Annotated in this window: 5 protein-coding genes; all 5 read left to right on the top strand. The window is 76.3% G+C overall.

Annotated features, from left to right (window positions below; translation table 11 throughout):
* Window positions 1-206: 206 nt before the first annotated feature.
* From ACZ6KF_RS10495 to ACZ6KF_RS10475, 5 genes are read left to right on the top strand one after another with little or no spacing between them, the layout of a single operon-like run.
* A complete protein-coding gene (locus ACZ6KF_RS10495; RefSeq protein ID WP_356630235.1) occupies window positions 207-425 on the top strand; it encodes an MbtH family protein in 219 nt (72 codons plus the stop codon).
* Entirely contained in the window at window positions 425-3,625 is a 3,201-nt protein-coding gene (locus tag ACZ6KF_RS10490) for an amino acid adenylation domain-containing protein (protein ID WP_469238077.1), read from the top strand. The genes ACZ6KF_RS10495 and ACZ6KF_RS10490 overlap by 1 nt, the downstream gene beginning before the upstream one ends.
* Window positions 3,622-8,169, top strand: coding sequence for an amino acid adenylation domain-containing protein (locus ACZ6KF_RS10485; RefSeq protein ID WP_469238075.1), 4,548 nt, complete (start codon window positions 3,622-3,624; stop codon window positions 8,167-8,169). The genes ACZ6KF_RS10490 and ACZ6KF_RS10485 overlap by 4 nt, the downstream gene beginning before the upstream one ends.
* Complete coding sequence (locus tag ACZ6KF_RS10480) at window positions 8,166-16,205, top strand: amino acid adenylation domain-containing protein (protein ID WP_469238073.1); 8,040 nt, start codon at window positions 8,166-8,168, stop codon at window positions 16,203-16,205. Before ACZ6KF_RS10485 ends, ACZ6KF_RS10480 begins: the two co-directional genes overlap by 4 nt.
* On the top strand, window positions 16,202-19,681 hold the full coding sequence (locus ACZ6KF_RS10475; protein WP_469238071.1) for a non-ribosomal peptide synthetase: 3,480 nt from the start codon (window positions 16,202-16,204) through the stop codon (window positions 19,679-19,681). Before ACZ6KF_RS10480 ends, ACZ6KF_RS10475 begins: the two co-directional genes overlap by 4 nt.
* The last annotated feature ends 27 nt before the right edge of the window (window positions 19,682-19,708 follow it).

The raw sequence follows: 19,708 nt of genomic DNA, 5'->3' as shown, positions 1-19,708 counted from the left end.
CCACCGGCACCCGGGCCGGCCCGCACCCCGTCGGACCCCTCGCCACCGACCGGCAGCCGACGGACGCCGCCGGCGTCGTCGAGGGCGAACCCGTCCCGGCCGCCGGCCCCGGCGGCGGCCGGGGACCTGCGCCACCCCCGGCGCGCCCGGCGCCGACGGGGCCGCCGCGCACCCGATCCACCCCGCGAGCAGGAGAGGAACGAGCCATGACCAACCCGTTCGACGACGACAACGGCGTCTTCCGCGTCCTCGTGAACGACGAGGGCCAGTACTCCCTGTGGCCGGAGTTCGCCCCCGTCCCGGCCGGCTGGACCAGCGTCCACGGCCCCGGCTCCCGCGCCGACTGCCTCGACCACATCGAGCGCCACTGGACGGACATGCGCCCGCGCAGCCTCGCCGAGGCGATGCGCGAGGCAGGCGCCTGATGGCCGCCCGCCCGGGCGTGGAGGACGTCCTGCCGCTGTCCCCGACGCAGGAGGGAATGGTCTTCCACACGCTGTACGACGCACACGGCCACGACGTCTACACGGGCCGGCTCGCCCTGAGTCTCGAAGGCCCCCTGGACCAGGACCGGATGCGGTCCGCCGCCGAGGCGCTGCTCGCCCGGCACGCCAATCTGCGCGCCGCGTTCCGCAGCCGGCGCTCCGGCGGGGCCGTGCAGGTGATCAAGGCCGCCGTGCGCACCCCGTGGCGCGTCACCGACCTGCGGGACACGCCCGCCGAGGAGCGCGCCCGGGCGTGGGAACGGCTGCTGGCGGCGGAGGCCGCCGAGCGGTTCGACCTGGCCCGGCCGCCGCTGGTGCGGTTCCGGCTGGTGGTCTTCGGGGAGCGCGAGCACCGGCTCGTCGTGACCTCGCACCACCTGCTGTGGGACGGCTGGTCGGCGCCCGTTCTGGTGCGGGAGCTGTTCCACCTCTACACCGCTGGCGGCGACCCCGCCGCGCTGCCCCGCGTACGCCCCTACCGCGACTACCTCGCCTGGCTCGCCCGCCAGGACCGCCGGGCCGCCGCCCGAGCCTGGGGCGCCGCCCTGGCCGAACTCGACGGCCCGTCGCTGATCGCCCCCGAGGCCCGCGGCAGGCCCGTCGCGGAGCCGTCACGGCTGGTGATACGGCTGTCCGAGCGGGAGACGGCCGGACTCGAGGCCGCCGCCCGCGCCCGGGGCGTCACCGTCAGCACGGCACTCCAGGGCCTGTGGGCCGTGCTGCTCGGCCGGCTCACCGGCCGCACGGACGTCGTCCTCGGCGCGACCGTCTCCGGCCGCGACGCGGACGTGCCGGGCATCGAGTCGATGGTCGGCCTGTTCATCAACACCCTGCCGGTACGGGTCCGGCTGCGGCCCGCCGAGCCGGTCGGCGACCTGCTGGCGCGGCTGCAGGGCGAACAGGCGGCGCTGCTCGGCCACCAGTACCTCGGCCTCGCCGACATCCAGCGCGCCGCCGGGCACACCGTCCTCTTCGACACGCTGCTGGTGTTCGAGAGCTACCCGATCGACGACGACGCCATCGCCGCCGCCCTCGGCCCCGGCGGCCCCCGCATGACGGGCGTGTCCGTCCTCGACGGCACCCACTACCCGCTGACGGTCACCGCGCTGCCCGGCGCCCGGCTGACGCTGACGTTCGCCCGTCAGCCGCAGGCCCTGGACGCCGCGTTCGTGGAACGCGCCGCAGGCGAACTGCGCGGCCTCGTCGCCGCGTTCGCCGCCGACCCGGCCCGCCCGGTCGCCCGCCTCCACACGCCCGGCGACGACGAGCGCCGCGCCCTGCACGAGCGGGCGGCCGGCGCCGACCGCCCGCTGCCGCACCCCACCCTCCGCGACCTGTTCGAGGCACAGGCCGCCCGCACCCCCGGCGCACCGGCCCTCCACCACGCCGACGCCACCCTCACCTTCGCCGAACTCGACGCCCGCGCCGACCGGTTGGCGGGCGCCCTCACCGCCCGCGGCGCCGGACCGGAGACCGTCGTCGCCGTCGCCCTGCCGCGCGGCCCCGACCTGGTATGCGCCATGCTCGCGGTGGCCAAGGCCGGCGCGGCCTGTCTGCCGGTCGACCCGGCCTACCCGCCCGAGCGCATCGCCCTGATGCTCGGCGACGCAGACCCCCGCCTGGTGATCTGCCTCCCCTCCCGGGCCGGCGCCCTACGGGTGGACCCCGCCGCCGTGTGCCCGCCCGACGCCACCGGACCCCTCCCGCGCCCCCGCGCCGGCCTCGCGCCCGAGCACCCCGCCTACATCGTCTTCACCTCCGGATCGACGGGCCGCCCCAAGGGCGTCGTCGGCACCCAGCGTGCCCTGGTCAACCGGCTCGCCTGGTACGCGCGGCAGGTCCGCGAGGCCGCGGCGCCCGGCGTACGGCTCGCCAAGAGCCCGGTCAGTTTCATCGACGGGCTCACCGAGCTGCTCGGCTCCCTGATCGCCGGGGAGCCCGTCGCCCTCGCCGGCGACGACGAGCTGGGCGACCCGCGCGCTCTCGCCGCCCTGGCCGACCGCACCGGCGCCACGATCGTCACGGCCGTCCCCAGCCTCTTGACGGGCCTCGTCGAATCCGCCCCACCCGGCTCCTTCACCACCGTCCGCACCTGGGTCGCCAGCGGGGAGCCCCTCACCGGCGAACTGGCCCGCGCCATGGCCGACCGCTGGCCCGAGGCCCGGCTGCTCAACCTCTACGGCTGTTCCGAGGCGGCCGGCGACAGCCTCGCCCACACCTGCACCGGCGAGGACGGCCCCGTCCCCGTCGGCGTGCCCCTCGACAACACCCGCGTCCACGTCCTCGACCCCTTTCTGCACCCGGTCCCGCCCGGCGCGGTCGGCGAGCTGTACCTCGCCGGCGCCGGACTCGCCCGCGGCTACCTCCACCAGGCCGCCCGCACCGCCGAACGCTTCGTCGCCGACCCCTTCGGCCCGCCAGGCAGCCGCCTCTACCGCACCGGCGACCTCGCACGCCCGCGCCCCGACGGCGTCGTCGAGTACCTGGGCCGCGCCGACGACCAGGTCAAGATCCGCGGCTTCCGCGTCGAACCCGGCGAGGTCGAGGCGGCCGTGCGCACCCTGCCCGCCGTGCGCGGCGCGGCCGTGGTCGCCCGCCCCGGCGACGGCCCGACCCCGCCGCGGCTGGTGGCGTACGTCGTTCCCCGGTCCGGCGAGGACATCGACCCGTTGACCGTGCGCCGCACCCTGGCCGAGCGGCTCCCCGGCCATCTGGTGCCGGCCGCCGTGGTCGCCGTCGACGCCCTGCCGATGACACCCAGCGGCAAACTGGACCGCCGCGCCCTGCCCGCCCCCGACTTCGGCGCGGCGCACTCCGCCCAGCCGCCCCGCACCGAGGCGGAGAAGGTGCTGTGCGCCCTGTTCTCCGACGTGCTCGGCGTCGAACAGGTCGGCGCCCACGACGACTTCTTCGAGCTGGGCGGCGACAGCATCGTCTCCGTCCGGCTCGCCGACCGGGCCCGCCGCGCCGGCTTCGACCTGGCCCCGCGGGACGTCTTCACCCACCGCACCCCGGCGGGGCTCGCCCATGCCGCACCGGCCGGCCGGGCGGCCGGGGAGTTCACCGCCGGCGACGCCCCACTGGTGTCGCTCAGTCCGTCCCAGCTCGACAAGGTCGAGGCGAGGTGGAGGAACCGATGACCACGCAGTCCGCCGACGCGGGGCAGGACGGTTCGCCGGTCGAGGACGTCCTTCCGCTGTCCCCGCTGCAACAGGGCCTGCTCTTCCACGCCCTGTTCGACGAGGCCGCCGCCGACGTCTACACCATGCGGTCCCTGGTGGAACTCGAAGGCCCGCTGGAGCCCGCCCTGTTGCGCACCGCCGCCGAGGAACTCCTCGCCCGGCACCCCAGTCTGCGCAGCGCCTTCCTCCACGAGGACCTGGACGAACCGGTGCAGGTCGTCCTCAAGGAGGCCCCCCTCGACTGGACCGAGACCGCCACCGCCGGCCCGGCAGACCTCCTGGCCCGGCCCGAGCCCCGCTTCGACCTCACCGCGCCGCCCCTGCTCCGCCTCACCCTGGCCAAGGACCCCGGCGGCGACCAGAGGTGGCTGCTGCTCCTGACCAACCACCACCTGCTGCTGGACGGCTGGTCCGTCCCGCTGCTCGTCCGCGAACTGCTCCAGCTCTACGCCGCCCGGCTCCACCCCGGCCGGTCCGCACCTCCGCCGCCCGTGCGCCCGTACCGGGACTTCCTGGCCTGGCTCGCCGCCCGTGACCGCGACGCCGCCGCCGAGGCCTGGCGCACGGCGCTCGCCGGAGCCGCGCCGACCCTTCTCGCGCCCACGGCGGCAGGGCTCGTGCCCGTCCCGCCCGAGCTGCACACCCTCACCCTCACCGAGGAACTCACCGACTCCGTGCACCAGCTGGCCCGCGGTCGCGGCGTCACCGTCAACACCGTCGTCCAGGGCCTGTGGGCGCTGCTCCTGGCCCGGCTCACCGGGCGGGACGACGTGGTCTTCGGCGCCACCGTCGCCGGCCGGCCCGCCGACCTGGCCGGCGCGCGTTCCATGATCGGGCTGTTCATCAACACCGTGCCGGTGCGCGTGACCGTGCCGCCCGGCGAGCGGGCCGGGGCCTACCTGCGGCGGGTGCAGGACGAGCAGGCGCGGCTGATGGACCACCACCACGTCGGCCTCACCGAGATCCAGCGCGTCGCCGGCACGGGCGACCTCTTCGACACCCTGGTCGTCTTCGAGAACTACCCGGTCGACCGGGCCGCCGTCGCCGAGGCCGAGGCGGCGGCAGGACTGCGCGTCGTCCGCGTCGAGGGCTCCGGGGCCACCCACTACCCGCTGACCCTCGCCGTGCTCGCCGAGCGGCGGCTGGGCGTCGTCTTCGAGTTCCGGCCCGACGCCTACGACCGCGCCACGGTCGAGGAACTGGCCGCCCGCTTCGAACGCCTCGTCCGGGCCGTCGTCGCCTCGCCCGACGCCCCGCTCGCCGCCCTCGACGTCCTCGCCCCCGGCGAGCGCGCCGCACTCCTCGCCCAGGGCGACACCACGCGCGTCCCCCCGCCGCACGCCACCATGCCGCAGATCCTGCAGAGCCAGGCCGCCCGCACCCCGGACGCGATCGCGGTGGCGGGCGCGGACCGGCGGCTGACGTTCGCCGCACTGAACGCCGCCGCCAACCGGCTGGCCCGGCTGCTGGTGGAGGCGGGCGCGGGACCCGAGCGGATCGTCGCCCTCGCGCTGCCGCCCGACCCGGACACGATCACCGCGCTGCTCGCCGTGCAGAAGGCGGGCGCCGCGTATCTGCCGCTCGACCCCGCCTGGCCCGCCGGACGGACGGCCGGGATGCTCGCCGACGCCCGCCCCGTGGCGCTCCTCGCCACCGCCGCCACGGCCCCCGAGAATCCCGGCGGCACACCGCTGCTCCTCCTGGACGACCCCGGCGCCCGGCAGCGGCTCGCCGCCGCGGACCCCCGCGACCTCACCGACGCCGACCGGCTCGCCCCGCTGCGTCCCGAACACCCCGCCTACGTCATCCACACCTCCGGCTCCACGGGCCGCCCGAAGGGCGTCGTCGTCCCGCACCGGGCCGTCGCCAACCTGTTCGCCGCCCATCACGCCGCCCTGTTCGCGCCGGCGTCCGCCGCGGCAGGCGGCCGTCCGCTGCGGGTCGGGCACGCCTGGCCCACCGCCTTCGACGCCTCCTGGCAGCCCATGCTGTGGATGTTCGCCGGGCACGCCCTGCATCTCGTCCCCGACGAGGTGCGCCGCGACCCGGACGCGCTGCGCGACTTCCTGGCCGGGCACGGCATCGAGTTCATCGAACTGTCCCCCTCGCTGGTCGGCGAGCTGGTCACCCGGGACGGCTGGCGGGCCGGGCTGAGGGTGCTCGGCGTCGGCGGCGAGGCCGTACCGCCCGGCCTGTGGCGCACCCTGCGGGCGCAGGACGGCCTCACGGTGCACAACCTCTACGGGCCCACCGAGTGCACCGTCGACTCCGCCGACTGCGACCTCGCGCTCAGCGACCGGCCCGCGGTCGGCCGCGCCGTGGCGGGGGCCCGCCTCTACATCCTCGACGGGCACCTCAACCCCGTCCCCACCGGTGTCGACGGCGAGCTGTACATCGCGGGCGAGGGCCTGGCACGCGGCTACCTCGGCCGCCCGGCGGCCACCGCGGGCCGGTTCGTCGCCGACCCGTTCTCCGGCCGGCCCGGCGCGCGCATGTACCGCACCGGCGACGTCGCCCGCTGGACGCCGGACGGCCTGGTGGAGTGCCTCGGCCGGACCGACGACCAGGTCAAGATCCGCGGCCATCGCGTCGAGCCCGGCGAGATCGAGGCGGTGCTGCTCGGTCATCCGCTCGTGGAGCGCGCCGCGGTCGTCGTCCGCGAGGCCGCGGCCGGGGCCCGCCGGCTGGTCGCCTACGTCGTGCCGGCCCCGTCCGCCGCACAGAACACCCCGGACGCCTGGGAGCCGCTGTCCGACGAACTGCGCCGGGCGGCGGCCGGGGCGCTGCCCGACCACATGGTCCCCTCGGCGTTCGTCCGCGTCGACGGCTTCCCGCTCACCCTCAACGGCAAGCTGGACACCGCCGCCCTCCCCGTCCCCGCCCGGCCCCCGGGGCCGGCCGCGCTGCCACCCCGCGACACCCTGGAACGGCGGCTCGCCGAGCTGTTCGCGCAGGTGCTCGGGCTGGACACGGTCGGCGTGCGCGACAGCTTCTTCGCGCTCGGCGGCGACAGCATCGTCTCCATGCGGCTGGTCGCCCAGGCCCGTGCCGCCGGGCTCGCCCTCTCCCCGCGCGACGTCTTCGAACAGCCCACGGTCGAAGGCCTGGCCCGACGCGCGACCCCGGCCGGCCCGGCCCGCGCGGCGGGCGGCGACGGCACCGGCGACATGCCCCTGACCCCCGTCCTCGCCGCGCTCGTGGCACAGGGCGGCCCCTTCCGCCGGCTCAGCCAGGCGCGGTTCCTGAGAACCCCGCCCGGACTGGACCTCGACGGCCTGCACCGTGTCGTCCAGGCCGTCCTGGACCGGCACGACCTGCTGCGCGCCACCCTGTCCCACGACGGCTCCCGGCGGTTGACGGTCGCCCCCGCCGGATCCGTGGCCGCCGCGGGCGTCGTACGACGGATCGACGCGGCCCACCTCGACCACGCGGCCGTCGGCACGCTGGTCCCGGGCGCGTTCGACGAGCTGGCGGGCGAACTCGACCCGGCGAAGGGCGCGGTGGCCCGGTTCCTCTGGTACGACGCCGGGGCGGACCGCGAGGGCCGGCTGCTGGTCGTGCTGCACCACCTCGTCACCGACGCGGCCTCCTGGGGCGTCCTGGTGGCCGACCTGGCGGCGGCCGGCACGGGAGCGGCGCCCTCACCGCCCGGCACCTCCTTCAAGCAGTGGGCCGAGGCTCTGCACACCGAGGCCCGCACCCCGCGCCGCACCGCCGAACTCGCCCTGTGGGAAGGCATCCTCGACCGCCCCGAACCGCGCCTGGGCGCAGCCGCCCTCAACCCCTCAGTCGACACCACGGCCACCCTGCGCACCCACTGGACCACCTACGTCCCCGGCGCCCCCCTCACCGGCGACCGCGTCCGGGAGACCCTGCTGACCGCCCTCGCCCTCGCCGTCCCGGCATGGCGACGCGCCCTCGGCCGCCCGGCGCCGGACGACGACACCTCCGTGCTGATCGCCCTCGAGAGCCACGGCCGCGAGGAGCACCTCCTGCCCGGCGCCGACCTGTCCACCACCATGGGCCGGTTCACGACCCTCTTCCCGGTCCGCCTCGACCCCGGCCCTGCACCCGGCAGACGTCAACTGCTGCGCGTCCGTGAACAGTTGACGGCCCTCCCCGACGGAGGCATCGGCCACGGCCTGCTGCGCCACCTCAACCCGGACACCGCCGCCCGCCTCGCCCGGCTCCCCGCACCCCAAATCCGCTTCCACCACCTCGGCCGCCCGGCGTCGGGCGAGCGCCGCGACTGCGCGCTCTTCACCGGCGCTCCCGAGACCGGCGTCATGGGCGGCATGGCCGACCCCGACATGCCCGTCCCGTACGCGCTGGCCGTCGACGCCGCCCTCACCGGCGAAGCCCCGGGCGGGGACGGCGCCGAACCCGTGCTGCGGGTCTCCTGGCAGTGGCCCGACCGGCACTTCACCCGAGCAGAGATCGAACAACTGGCCGAGCTGTGGGTCGGCCTCCTCGACGAGCTGCGGAAAGGCGAAGACCAGTGACACAGACGCCCCCCGCGACCGACCTCGCCGCCCGCAGGCGCGAACTGCTGCGCCGCCGCCTGGCGCACGCCGGCCTCGCCGACGCCCGCGCCCGCGGCGAGCACATCCCGCGCCGCCCGGCCGACGCCGGCCCGCTCCCGCTGTCGTACGCCCAGTCCCGCATGTGGCTGCTCCAGCAGCTCGACCCGGCCTGCCCCGCGTACAACGTCTGCCTCGCCCTCCGGCTGAGCGGCCCTCTCGACGCGGACGCGCTGCGGACGGCGCTGCAGGGCCTGGTCGACCGGCACGAAGTGCTCCGCACCCGCTACCCGGTTGCCGCCGACGGCACCCCCGTGCAGGCGGTCGACGCGAGCGCCGGCGTGGCCTTCGAGGCGGCCGAGCTGAGCGCACTCCCGGCGGCCGAACAGGACCGGCGCGCCGACGAACTCGCCCGCACCGCCTCCGCCACCCCCTTCGACCTCGCCGCCGACCACCCGCTGCGCGCCCTGCTCCTGCGCCGCGGCCCCGACGACCACACCCTCGTCCTGACGGTCCACCACATCGCCTGGGACGGCGGCACCTTCGCCGTCCTCTCCCACGACCTGACCGCCCTCTACCGCGCGGCCACCACCGGCGAGCCGTCCGGCCTCGAACCGCCGCCCGTGCAGTACGCCGACTACGCGGTGTGGCAGCGCACCACCTGGACCCACGAACGGCTGTCCCGCCACCTCGACCACTGGCGCACCGCCCTCACCCCGCCCCCGGCGCCCCTCGCCCTGCCCCTCGACGCCCCCCGCGCCCCGCACCCCACCGCACGCGGCGACCGCCGCCACCACACCTTCGCCGCCGACGTCACCGACCGCCTCACCGCGTTCGCCCGTTCGACGGGCGCGACCCCGTTCATGGTGCTGCTCGCCGGACTCGCCGCGCTGCTGCACCGCTGCACCGGCGCCACCGACATCCCCGTCGGCTCCGCCGTCATGCACCGCGACCTGCCCGGACTCGACCGGCTGATCGGCAACTTCGGCAACACCCTCGCCCTGCGCGCCGACCTCGACGGCGACCCCGGATTGGCCGAACTCGTCGACCGCGTCCGCCGGCTGACCACCGAGGCGTACGCCCACCAGGACATGCCCTTCGACCGGCTGGTGGAGGAACTGCGCCCGGAACGGCCCCCGGGCCGCTCCGTCTACTTCGACGTCATGCTCCTCTTCCTCACCCAGGGCCTCGAAGGACCCGAACTGCCGGGCGTGAGCGCGAGCTGGGAGACCGTCCACAACGGCACCACGCAGTTCGACCTCTCCCTGGAGGCGTTCCTCACCGGAGGGCGGCTGCGGATCGAGGCCACCTGGCGCAGCGAGCTGTTCGCCCCGGACACCGTCGACCGGCTCCTCGGCCACCTGGAGACCCTCCTCGCCGCCGGCCTCACCGATCCCGAACGGCCCGCGTCCCGACTGCCGTTGATGACCCCCGCCGAACAGGACCGGGTCCTGCGGGACTCGGACGCCACCGGCCGCCCCCTGCCCCCCGCCACCCTCACCGCCCTGCTCGCCCACCAGGCCGCCCGCACCCCCGACGCCCCGGCACTGCACGCCGACGGCAACACCCTCACCTACGCCGAACTCCACGCCCGCGCAAGCCGCCTGGCCCGGCTGCTCCTCGCCCACGGCGCCGGCCCCGAGCGCCTGGTCGGCGTCGCGCTGGAACGCGGCCCCCACCTGGTCGTGGCGCTCCTCGCCGTCCTCAAGGCGGGCGGCGCCTACGTCCCGCTGGACCCCGGCTACCCGCCCGAACGACTGGCGTTCCTCCTGCGGGACACCGCCCCCGCGCTCGTGCTGACCGCCGGCGCCGTCGCCCTCCCCGCGACCGGCGCGCCCGTCCTGCGGCTGGACGATCCGGCCGTGCGGGAGCGGATCGCCGCCCTCGACCCCGCCGAACCCACCGACGCCGACCGCCCGCACCCGCTGCTCCCCGGCCACCCCGCCTACGTCATCCACACCTCCGGCTCCACCGGCCGCCCCAAGGGCGCCGTCGTCCCGCACGCCGCGATCGTCAACCGGCTGCTGTGGACGCAGGACGCCCACCCGCTCGGCCCCGACGACCGCGTGCTCCAGAAGACGCCGGCCGGGTTCGACGTGTCCGTGTGGGAGTTCTTCTGGCCGCTGATCAGCGGCGCGACCCTGGTGCTCGCCCGGCCCGGCGGCCACCGCGACCCCGGCCACCTCGCCGCGCTGATCCGCGAAGAGGGCGTCACCACCGTCCACTTCGTCCCCTCCATGCTGCGGGTCTTCCTGGACGACCCCGCCGCCGGGACCACCCGGGGCGTGCTGCGCCGGGTGCTGTGCAGCGGCGAGGCCCTGCCCGCCGGCCTCGCCGAGCGCTGCGCCCGCCTGCTGGCCGGCGCCGAGGTGCACAACCTCTACGGCCCCACCGAGGCCGCCGTCGACGTCACCGCCTGGCCCTGCGCCGAGGGAGCCCGCACCCCGGCCGGATCGGCGCCCATCGGCCGGCCCGTGTGGAACACCCGCACCCTGGTCCTGGACGCCCGCCTGCGCCCGGTACCGCCCGGGGTGCCCGGGGAGTTGTACCTGGGCGGCGTCCAGCTCGCCCGCGGCTACCTCGGCCGCCCCGCCCTCACCGCCGCCCGTTTCGTCGCCGACCCCTACGGCCCGCCCGGCGCCCGCCTGTACCGCACCGGCGACCTGGTGCGCCGCAATGCCCGCGGGGCGCTGGAGTTCCTCGGCCGCACCGACGACCAGGTCAAGATCCGCGGCATGCGGGTCGAACCCGGCGAGACCCGGGCCGCGGCGGCCGCCCTGCCCGGCGTGTCCCAGGCCGCCGTCACCGTACGCCCGGACGCGCACGGCGACCCGGAGCTGACCGCCTACGTCGTCCCGCTCCCCGGAGCCCGCCTCGAACCGCCGCGCGTCCGACGGGACCTCGCGGCGGTCCTGCCGGACCAGGCGCTGCCCGCCGCCGTGGTGGTCCTGGAGGCCCTGCCGCTGACGCCCCACGGCAAGGTCGACCACCGGGCGCTGCCCGCACCCGACCGCACCGGCCCGACCACGGCCGTCGCAGACCCGCCGAGCACCGCGGCGGAGGCGCTCCTGTGCCGGCTCTTCGCGGACCTGCTCACCCTGCCCGCCGTCGGCGCGCACGACGACTTCTTCGCCCTCGGCGGCCACTCCGTGCTGGCCATCCGGCTCGTCGCCCGCCTGCGCGCCGAACGCGGCGCCGCCGTGCCCCTGCGCGCGGTCTTCGACACCCCGACGGCCGCCGCACTCGCCCCGCTGCTCGACACGGCGGGCGGCGGCTGCGCCAGGCCCGCCCTGCGCCCGGTCGTCCCGCGCCCCGAGCCGGTCCCGCTGTCCTCCGCGCAGGCCCGACTGTGGTTCCTGCACCGGCTGGAGGGCCCCGCGCCCACCTACAACATCCCCACCGCCCTCCACTTCACCGGACCGCTCGACCCGCACGCCCTGCACGCCGCGCTCACCGACGTGGTCGCCCGGCACGAGGCGCTGCGCACGGTCTTCCCCGACGACGACGGCACCCCACGCCAGCACGTCCTGCCCGCCCCCGACGTGCCCTTCGAGACCGTCACCGCCCGCGACGGGGACCTTCAGGACCTGCTGCGCGACCGCGCGGCCCATCGCTTCGCGCTGGACCGCGACATCCCGTTGCGCGCCACCCTGTTCGCCCTCGCTCCCGAGCAGCACGTCCTGCTCCTGCTCGTCCACCACATCGCCACCGACGGCTGGTCGGCCGGCCCGCTGCTCGCCGACCTGGAGACGGCGTACGCGGCCCGGCTGGGCGGCGCCCCGCCCGACTGGCCGCCGCTGCCCGTGCAGTACGCCGACCACACCCTCCGGCAGCGGCAGTCGCTCGACGCCGGCGCCGCAGCCCGCGCACTCGACCACTGGAAGGAGCGCCTGGCCGGGCTGCCGGAGGAGATCCAGCTCCCCACGGACCGGGCCCGCCCGCCCGTGCACCACCACGACGCCGACGCGGTGGACTTCACCCTCGACGCCGAACTCCACGCCGGGCTCCGGGAGTTGGCCGCCGACACCGGCGCCACCGTCTTCATGACGCTCCAGGCCGCCGTGGCCGTGCTGCTCAGCCGGCTCGGCGCCGGCGACGACATCCCCCTCGGCACGCCGGTCGACGGGCGCGGCGACCCCGCCCTCGACGGCCTGGTCGGCCTCTTCGTCAACACGCTGGTGCTGCGCACCGACGTCTCGGGCGACCCGACCTTCCGCGAACTGCTCGCCCGCGTCCGCGCGTCGGACCTCGACGCCTTCGCCCACCAGGACCTTCCCTTCGAGCAGCTGGTGGACGCGCTGGGCCCCGCCCGCTCGATGGGCCGGCACCCGCTGTTCCAGGTCATGCTCGCCCACGAGCACGCTCCCGCGGGCGCCCGGGCCTTCGCCGGGGCGACCGTCGCCGAGCGCCGCGTCGACTTCTACACCGCCAAGACCGACCTGGCCTTCCACCTGCTCGAACACCCCGACGCCGGCGGTGTGAGCGGCTCCCTCGTCTTCAGCGCCGACCTGTACGACCGCGCCACCGCCCAGGACTTCGCGGACCGCCTCGTCCACCTGACCGGCGAACTGGCCCGCCACCCCGACCGCCCGGTCCGCGACGCCGACGTCACCACCCCGCGCGAACGCGCGCTGCTGTTCGGCGCGTGGAACGACACCGCCCGTCCCATGCCCGCCACCACCCTCACCGCCCTGGTCGAGGAACAGGTGGCGAGGACCCCGCACGCGACAGCCGTCGAGTACGGCACGGTGGACGGCCCCCGTCTCACCTATGCCGAACTCGACGCTCACGCGGGCGCCGTCGCCCGCCGCCTGACCGCCCTCGGCGTCGGCCCGGAGCGCCGCGTCGGCATCCATCTGGAACGCTCGGCGGAAATGGTCGTGGGCCTTCTCGCCGTCCTCAAGGCGGGCGGGGCCTTCGTCCCGCTGGAGCCGTCCTGGCCGGCCCGCCGGATCGCCGAGGTGAGCCGCGGAACCGGCCTCGCCGCGATCCTCGGCCGGCCGGGCGACGTCCTGGACGGCCCGCCGCTCGTGCCGGTCGACCTGCGGGGCCCCGCGCCCCGGGACGCCGGCGGTCCGGGCGTCGCCGTCGACCCGGAAGGGCTCGCCTACGTCATCCACACCTCCGGCTCCACGGGCGTGCCCAAGGGCGCGATGATCCGGCACCGGGCCATCGCCCACCGGCTGCTGTGGCAGCGCGGGCTGCTCGGCTTCGGGCCGGACGACGCGGCCCTGTTCAAGGCACCGCTCGGCTTCGACATCTCCATCAACGAGATCTTCCTGCCGCTGGTCAACGGCGGCCGGGTGGTGATCGCCGAACCCGGCGGCGAGCACGACGCCGACCGGCTCCTCGACACCGTCGAACGCCACCGCGTGACCTTCGCCTACCTCGTCTCCTCGACCCTGGACCTGCTCCTGGAACTGGACGGCTTCGCCCGCCGCGCCCGCTCCCTCAAGCACGTCTGGTGCGGCGGCGAGGTCCTCACGCCCGAACTGTTCGCCCGCTTCCGCGCCGCGAGCCCCGCCGTCATGTACCACGGGTACGGCCCCGCCGAGGCGACCATCGGCGTCAGCCACGTCGTCTACCGCACCGGCGCGATCCGCAGCGCCGTCTCCATCGGCCGCCCCAACACCAACACCCGCCTGTACGTCCTCGACGACCGTCTGCGCCCCGCCCCGGTCGGCGTGCCCGGCGAGCTGTACGCCGGCGGCGTCCACCTCGGCCGCGGCTATGTGAACGACCCGCGCCGCACCGCCGCCCACTTCGTCGCCGACCCCTTCGGCCCGCCCGGCGAACGGCTGTACCGCACCGGCGACCTGGTCCGGTGGCGCCGCGACGGCACCCTGGAGTTCCTGGGCCGCGCGGACCACCAGGTCAAGATCCGGGGGATGCGGGTCGAACTGGAGGAGATCGAGGCGATCCTCGAACAGCACCCGGCCGTCCGGCGGGGCGTCGTGGTCCTGCGCGAGGACCCGCCGGGCGTCGAACGGCTCGCCGCCTACTGCCTGGCCGTCCCCGACGCCGTGACCGGCCTGCGCGACTGGCTCGGTGAACGGCTGCCCCAGCACATGGTGCCGGCCACGCTCACCGTCCTCGACGCGTTCCCGCTGCTGCCCTCCGGCAAGGTCGACCGGGCCGGCCTGCCCGCACCCGCGGCGGTGGGGCGGGCTCCCGCGCGGACGCCCGCGACCGCGCGCGAACGGCAGCTGTGCGAGCTGTTCGCGCGCGTGCTGGGCCTGCCGCGGGTGGGGGCCGACGACAACTTCTTCGAGCTGGGCGGCGACAGCATCGTCTCCATCCGCCTCGTGACCCTGGCCCGCAAGGCCGGCCTGCCGCTCACCGCCCGCCAGGTCTTCCGGACGCCGACCCCCGCCGGTCTCGCGACGGGCCTCGCCGCACCCGCCCCCGCCACCGGCCCCGCAGGCGCCGACGACCCGATGGGCGAGGTGCGCCTGACTCCGGTCATGCACTGGACGGCCGGCCCCGGCTTCTCCTACGGCGGTCTCGCCCAGGCCGTCCTCCTGACGACCCCGCCCGAGGCGGCCGGCGACCACCTGGCCGCCGTCCTCCAGGCCGTGCTCGACCGCCACGACATGCTGCGGGCCCGGCTGGAGGACGATCCGGAGGCGGGAGCCCGACTGTTCGTGCCGCCGGAAGGCAGCGTCCGCGCGCGGGACGTTCTCACCGAAACGCAGCCGCTCCAACCCGGCTCGATGGAATACGAGTTGGCGTCCGCGGCGGCGCGCCTCGACCCGCGCGCGGGGCGGATGCTCCAGGCCGTCGCGTGGAGCTCCGGCGCCACGGACCCCGGCCGACTGCTCCTGGTCGCCCACCACTTGGCCGTCGACGGCGTCTCCTGGCGGATCCTCGCCGCCGAACTGTCCGACGCCTGGCAGGCCGTACGGTCCGGCGGGCCTGCCCGGCCCCGGCGCACCGGAACCTCCTTCCGCACCTGGAGCACCCTCCTGGCCCGCGAGGCCACGGCCCCCCACCGGGTGCGCGAACTGCCCTGGTGGATCAGGCAGTCGGAGGACGCCCGCCCCCTGTTCGACCACCCTTCCCCCGCCGCCGGCCCCCCGCGCGAGCGCGCCCTCGTCCTCCCCGCCGACCTCACCGTCCCGCTGCTGACGACCGTGCCCGCCGCCTACCACGCCGCCGTCCCCGAGGTCCTGCTCACCGCGCTCGCCCTCGCGGTCGCCGCCATGCGCGAGGAGCACGGCGACCTCGCGGGCCGCTCGTTGCTGGTCGGCGTCGAGGGCCACGGCCGGGTGGAGGACCTCGCCGAGGGCGTCGATCTGTCGGCCACCGTCGGCTGGTTCACCGCCTACCACCCGGTCGCCCTCGACCCCGGCCCGCTGGACCTGGCCGAGGCGCTGGCCGGCGGACGGGCGGCGGGCACCGCCCTCAAGCGCGTCAAGGAGCAGCTCCGCGCCGTCCCCGGCCACGGCCTCGGCTACGGCCTGCTGCGTCACCTCAACCCCGACACCGCGCCCGCCCTGGAGAAACTCCCGCACCCGCAGGTGGTGTTCAACCACCTCGGCCGGTTCACCGCGTCGGCCGCGGCCGACGAGCCCTGGCAGCTCGCGCCCGAGGCGCCCATGCTGCGCATGCCGCCCGACGCCCGGCCGGCCCCGGCGACCGGGCTGGAGATCAACACGGTCGCCGTCGAGTCCGGCGAGGACGTACGGCTGCACGTCCAACTCACCTGGCCCCACCACTTCCTGGCGGACGCCGGGGCCGACCGGCTGGCGTCCCTGTGGGAGCGGGCGCTGCGCGGGCTCGTCCGGCACGTCGAGACCGCCCCGTCCGGCGGCCTCACCCCGTCCGACCTGCCCTTGGTGACGCTGACGCAGGAGGACATCGACGAGTTCGAGCACGACTTCGGCGAGGGCTTCGAGGACGGCTCGGGAGACGACTTCGCCGCCCCCGAGCACGCCACCCCCGACTACGCCGCCGGCGAGGGCCTCGGCGACGACGGCCCGCGGAGCGACTTCGAGCGACAGCGGAGGAACCGGTGACGCAGCACTCCCCGACCGCGGACGAACTGCTCCGTCCGGTCATCGACGCCATCGGCTCGGCACAGGACGCGCCGGGCGAGGACGACAGCCTCATCTCCTGGGGCCTGGACTCGATCACGCTGATGAGGATCGCCGGCGGCTGGCGGCGACGGGGCGTGAGGGTCGGCTTCGCCCAGCTGGCCAAGGACCCGACCCTGCGCGCCTGGCGGGCCCTCCTGGAGGAGCACCTGGGGCCGCACGGCGGCGCCGGGGCCCCCGAGGAACAGCGGCCCCATCTCGCCGCGCCCGACCCGGCCGAGCCCTTCCCGCTCGCCGTGATGCAGCACGCCTACTGGATCGGCCGGGGCGAGGACACCACCCTCGGCTCCGTCGCCGCCCATCTCTACGTCGAGTTCGACGGCCCCGGCCTCGACCCCGACCGCCTCGACACCGCCGTACGCGCCCTCGCGGCCCGGCACGGCATGCTGCGCGCCTGCTTCACCGACGACGGCCGCCAGCGGATCCTGCCCGCCCTCACCCGCCCCGCCACCACCGTCCACGACTTTCGGGAAGCCGACGAGGAGACGGTCGCCGCACGCCTGGAGGAGTTGCGGCACGCCGGCTCGCACGCCCGGCTGGACGTCGAGTGCGGCGAGGTCTTCTCCGTACGGCTCTCCCTGCTGCCGGACGGCCGCGGCCGGCTCCACGTCGACGTCGACATGCTGGCCGCCGACGCCCTCAGCTACCGGATCCTCCTCTCCGACCTCGCCCGTCTGTACGAGGCCGGCGAGGACACGCTGCCCCCGATCCGCACCAGCTTTCCGGCCTACCTCGCCGAACGCGCCGAGGCGCGCCGGCTGAGCAAGGAGCAGGCGCGCGACTGGTGGCGGCGGCGGATCCCCGACCTGCCCAGCGCCCCCGACCTGCCCCTCGTACCGGAGGACCGGCGCGGCGATCCGACCCGCGTGACGCGCAGACACCACTGGCTGCCGCCGCGGGGCAAGCGCCGGCTCACCGCGCGCTCGCACCGGCACGGGCTGACCCCGGCCATGGCGGTGGCGACCGCCTTCGCCGAGGTGCTCGCGGCGTTCGGCGGCCGGCACCGCTTCCTGCTCAACGTGCCGATGTTCGACCGCCGGGGCTCCCACCCCGACGTCGACCTGCTGGTCGGAGACTTCACCGGCTCGGTGCTGCTCGACGTCGACCTGTCCGGGGAGGCGGCCTTCGCCGAGCACGCCCGCCGGCTCCAGGACCGCATGCACACCGACTCCGCGTACGCCGACCACTCCGGTGTGGAGGTGCTGCGCGACCTGTCCCGGCACCGCGGCGAACAGGTCCTCGCGCCGGTGGTGTTCACCAGCGCGCTCAATCTGGGCGAGCTGTTCGACGCGGCGGTGCGGCGGTCCTTCGGCGAACCCGTCTGGATCATCTCCCAGGGCCCGCAGGTGCTCCTGGACGCCCAGGTGACGGAGGTCGACGGAGGCATGCTGGTCAACTGGGACGTGCGCGAGGACGCCTTCCCGGCCGGCCTCGTGGACGCGATGTTCGCCGCCTTCCACGGCCTCGTCACCCGCCTCGCCGCCGACGACACGGTCTGGGAGCGGCCCGTGCCCGCCCTCCTTTCCGCCGAGCAGCGGGCGGTGCGCGCCGCCGTCAACGCCACCGACGGCTCCCGCGCGGTGCGGCTGCTGCACGACGGCTTCTTCGCCCGGGCCGCCGAACGACCCGAGGCCCCGGCCCTGTTGTGGGCGGGCGACGGCTGCCTGTCCTACGGCGAACTGGCCGACCGTGCGCTGCGCTGCGCCGGGGCACTGGCCGAACGGGGGGTGGGCCCCGGTGACACCGTCGCGGTGAGCCTGCCCAAGGGGGCCGACCAGATCACCGCCGTGCTCGGCGTGCTCGCGGCCGGAGCGGCCTACGTCCCGATCGGCGTCGACCAGCCGTCCGCCCGCCGGGCGCGCATCCGCGCCGTCGCCGGATGCCGCGTGACGCTCACCGACGGACGCCCGTACGAGGGAGAGGACACCCTGCCCGTCGCCGAGTCGGTCCGGCGTGCGCCGCTGCCCGGGGAGCTGCCCGGCGACCCGGAACGGCTCGCCTATGTGCTGTTCACCTCCGGCTCCACCGGAGTGCCCAAGGGCGTCGAAGTGCCGCACCGGGCCGCCCGCAACACGATCGAGGACCTCAACGACCGCTTCACCGTCGGCCCCGGGGACCGCTGTCTGGCCCTGTCCGCCCTGGACTTCGACCTCTCCGTCTATGACGTGTTCGGCCTGCTCGACGCGGGCGGCGCCGTCGTGCTGCCGGACGAGGACGACCGCCGCGAGGCCGCCCGGTGGGCCGAGCTGGTCCGCGCCCACCGGGTGACCGTCCTCAACTGCGTACCGCCCCTGCTCGACATGCTCCTGCACGCCACCGCCCCCGGCGAACTCACCGGGCTGCGCGCGGTGCTGCTCGGCGGTGACCGGGTCGGTCCCGATCTGCCGGGGCGGCTCGCCGAACGGGCCCCCGGCTGCCGGTTCGCCGGGCTCGGCGGCACCACCGAGACCGCGATCCACTCCACCGTGCACGAGGTGACGGATCATCAGGTGCCGGTGGACTGGCGGGCGGTGCCCTACGGCACGCCGTTGCGCAACGTGCGCTGCCGGGTCGTGGACGGACGCGGCCGGGACTGCCCCGACTGGGTGCCCGGCGAGCTGTGGATCGGCGGGGACGGAGTGGCCCTCGGCTACCGGGGCGACCCCTCGCGCACCGCCGACGGATTCACCGAGCGGGACGGGGTGCGCTGGTACCGCACCGGGGACCTCGCCCGGTACTGGCCCGACGGAACCCTGGAGTTCCTCGGCCGCCGGGACCATCAGGTCAAGCTGCGCGGCTTCCGGATCGAACTGGGGGAGGTGGAGGCGGCGCTGGCCCGGCATCCCGCCGTACGGCGCGCCGTGGCCGGGCCGACCTCCGGGCAGGGCGTGCAGCTGGCCGCCGCGGTGGCCGCCGAACCGGGCGTGACCGGCGCGGACGTGCGCGACTGGGCCCGGTCCGTGCTCCCGCCGCACATGGTCCCGGCGCGCGTCGCCGTCATGGCGGACCTGCCGCTGACCGCCAACGGCAAGCTCGACCGCCGGGCCGTGCGCGCCCTGTGGGCCGGCGGCGAGGACCATGAGCACCGCGCGCCGGGCACCGCCCTGGAGACCGTGGTCGCCCGCACCTGGGCCGACGTCCTCGGCGTGGAACGGGTCGGACTGGACGACGGGTTCTTCGCCCTCGGCGGCGACTCGGTCCTCGCCACCGTGATCGTGGCCCGGCTGAGGGAGGCGCTGGACACCTCCGAGGTCTCCGTCCGCTCCCTGTTCGCCGGGCTGACGGCGGGCGGCATGGCCAAGCGGCTCACGGCCGAGGAGCACACGCCCGGCCGGCTGGAACAGGTCGCCGCCCTGCACCTGGAGATCGCGGACATGACGGCCGAGGAACTGGAGGCGGCCCTGGGAGAGGAGGCCTAGGAGAGGCGACGGCGGGGCGGGAGGGCT

It is taken from the genome of Streptomyces sp. NPDC046379, assembly GCF_055587785.1.
The sequence above is the reverse complement of the archived record's forward strand: the minus strand, read 5'-3'. Positions and strand labels throughout refer to the sequence as shown.

Excerpts from the sequence above, each read along its gene's own strand:
- ACZ6KF_RS10485 (WP_469238075.1), top strand. The coding sequence starts at position 3,622 with ATGACCACGCAGTCCGCCGACGCGGGGCAGGACGGTTCGCCGGTCGAG.
- ACZ6KF_RS10495 (WP_356630235.1), top strand. The coding sequence starts at position 207 with ATGACCAACCCGTTCGACGACGACAACGGCGTCTTCCGCGTCCTCGTG.
- ACZ6KF_RS10490 (WP_469238077.1), top strand. The coding sequence starts at position 425 with ATGGCCGCCCGCCCGGGCGTGGAGGACGTCCTGCCGCTGTCCCCGACG.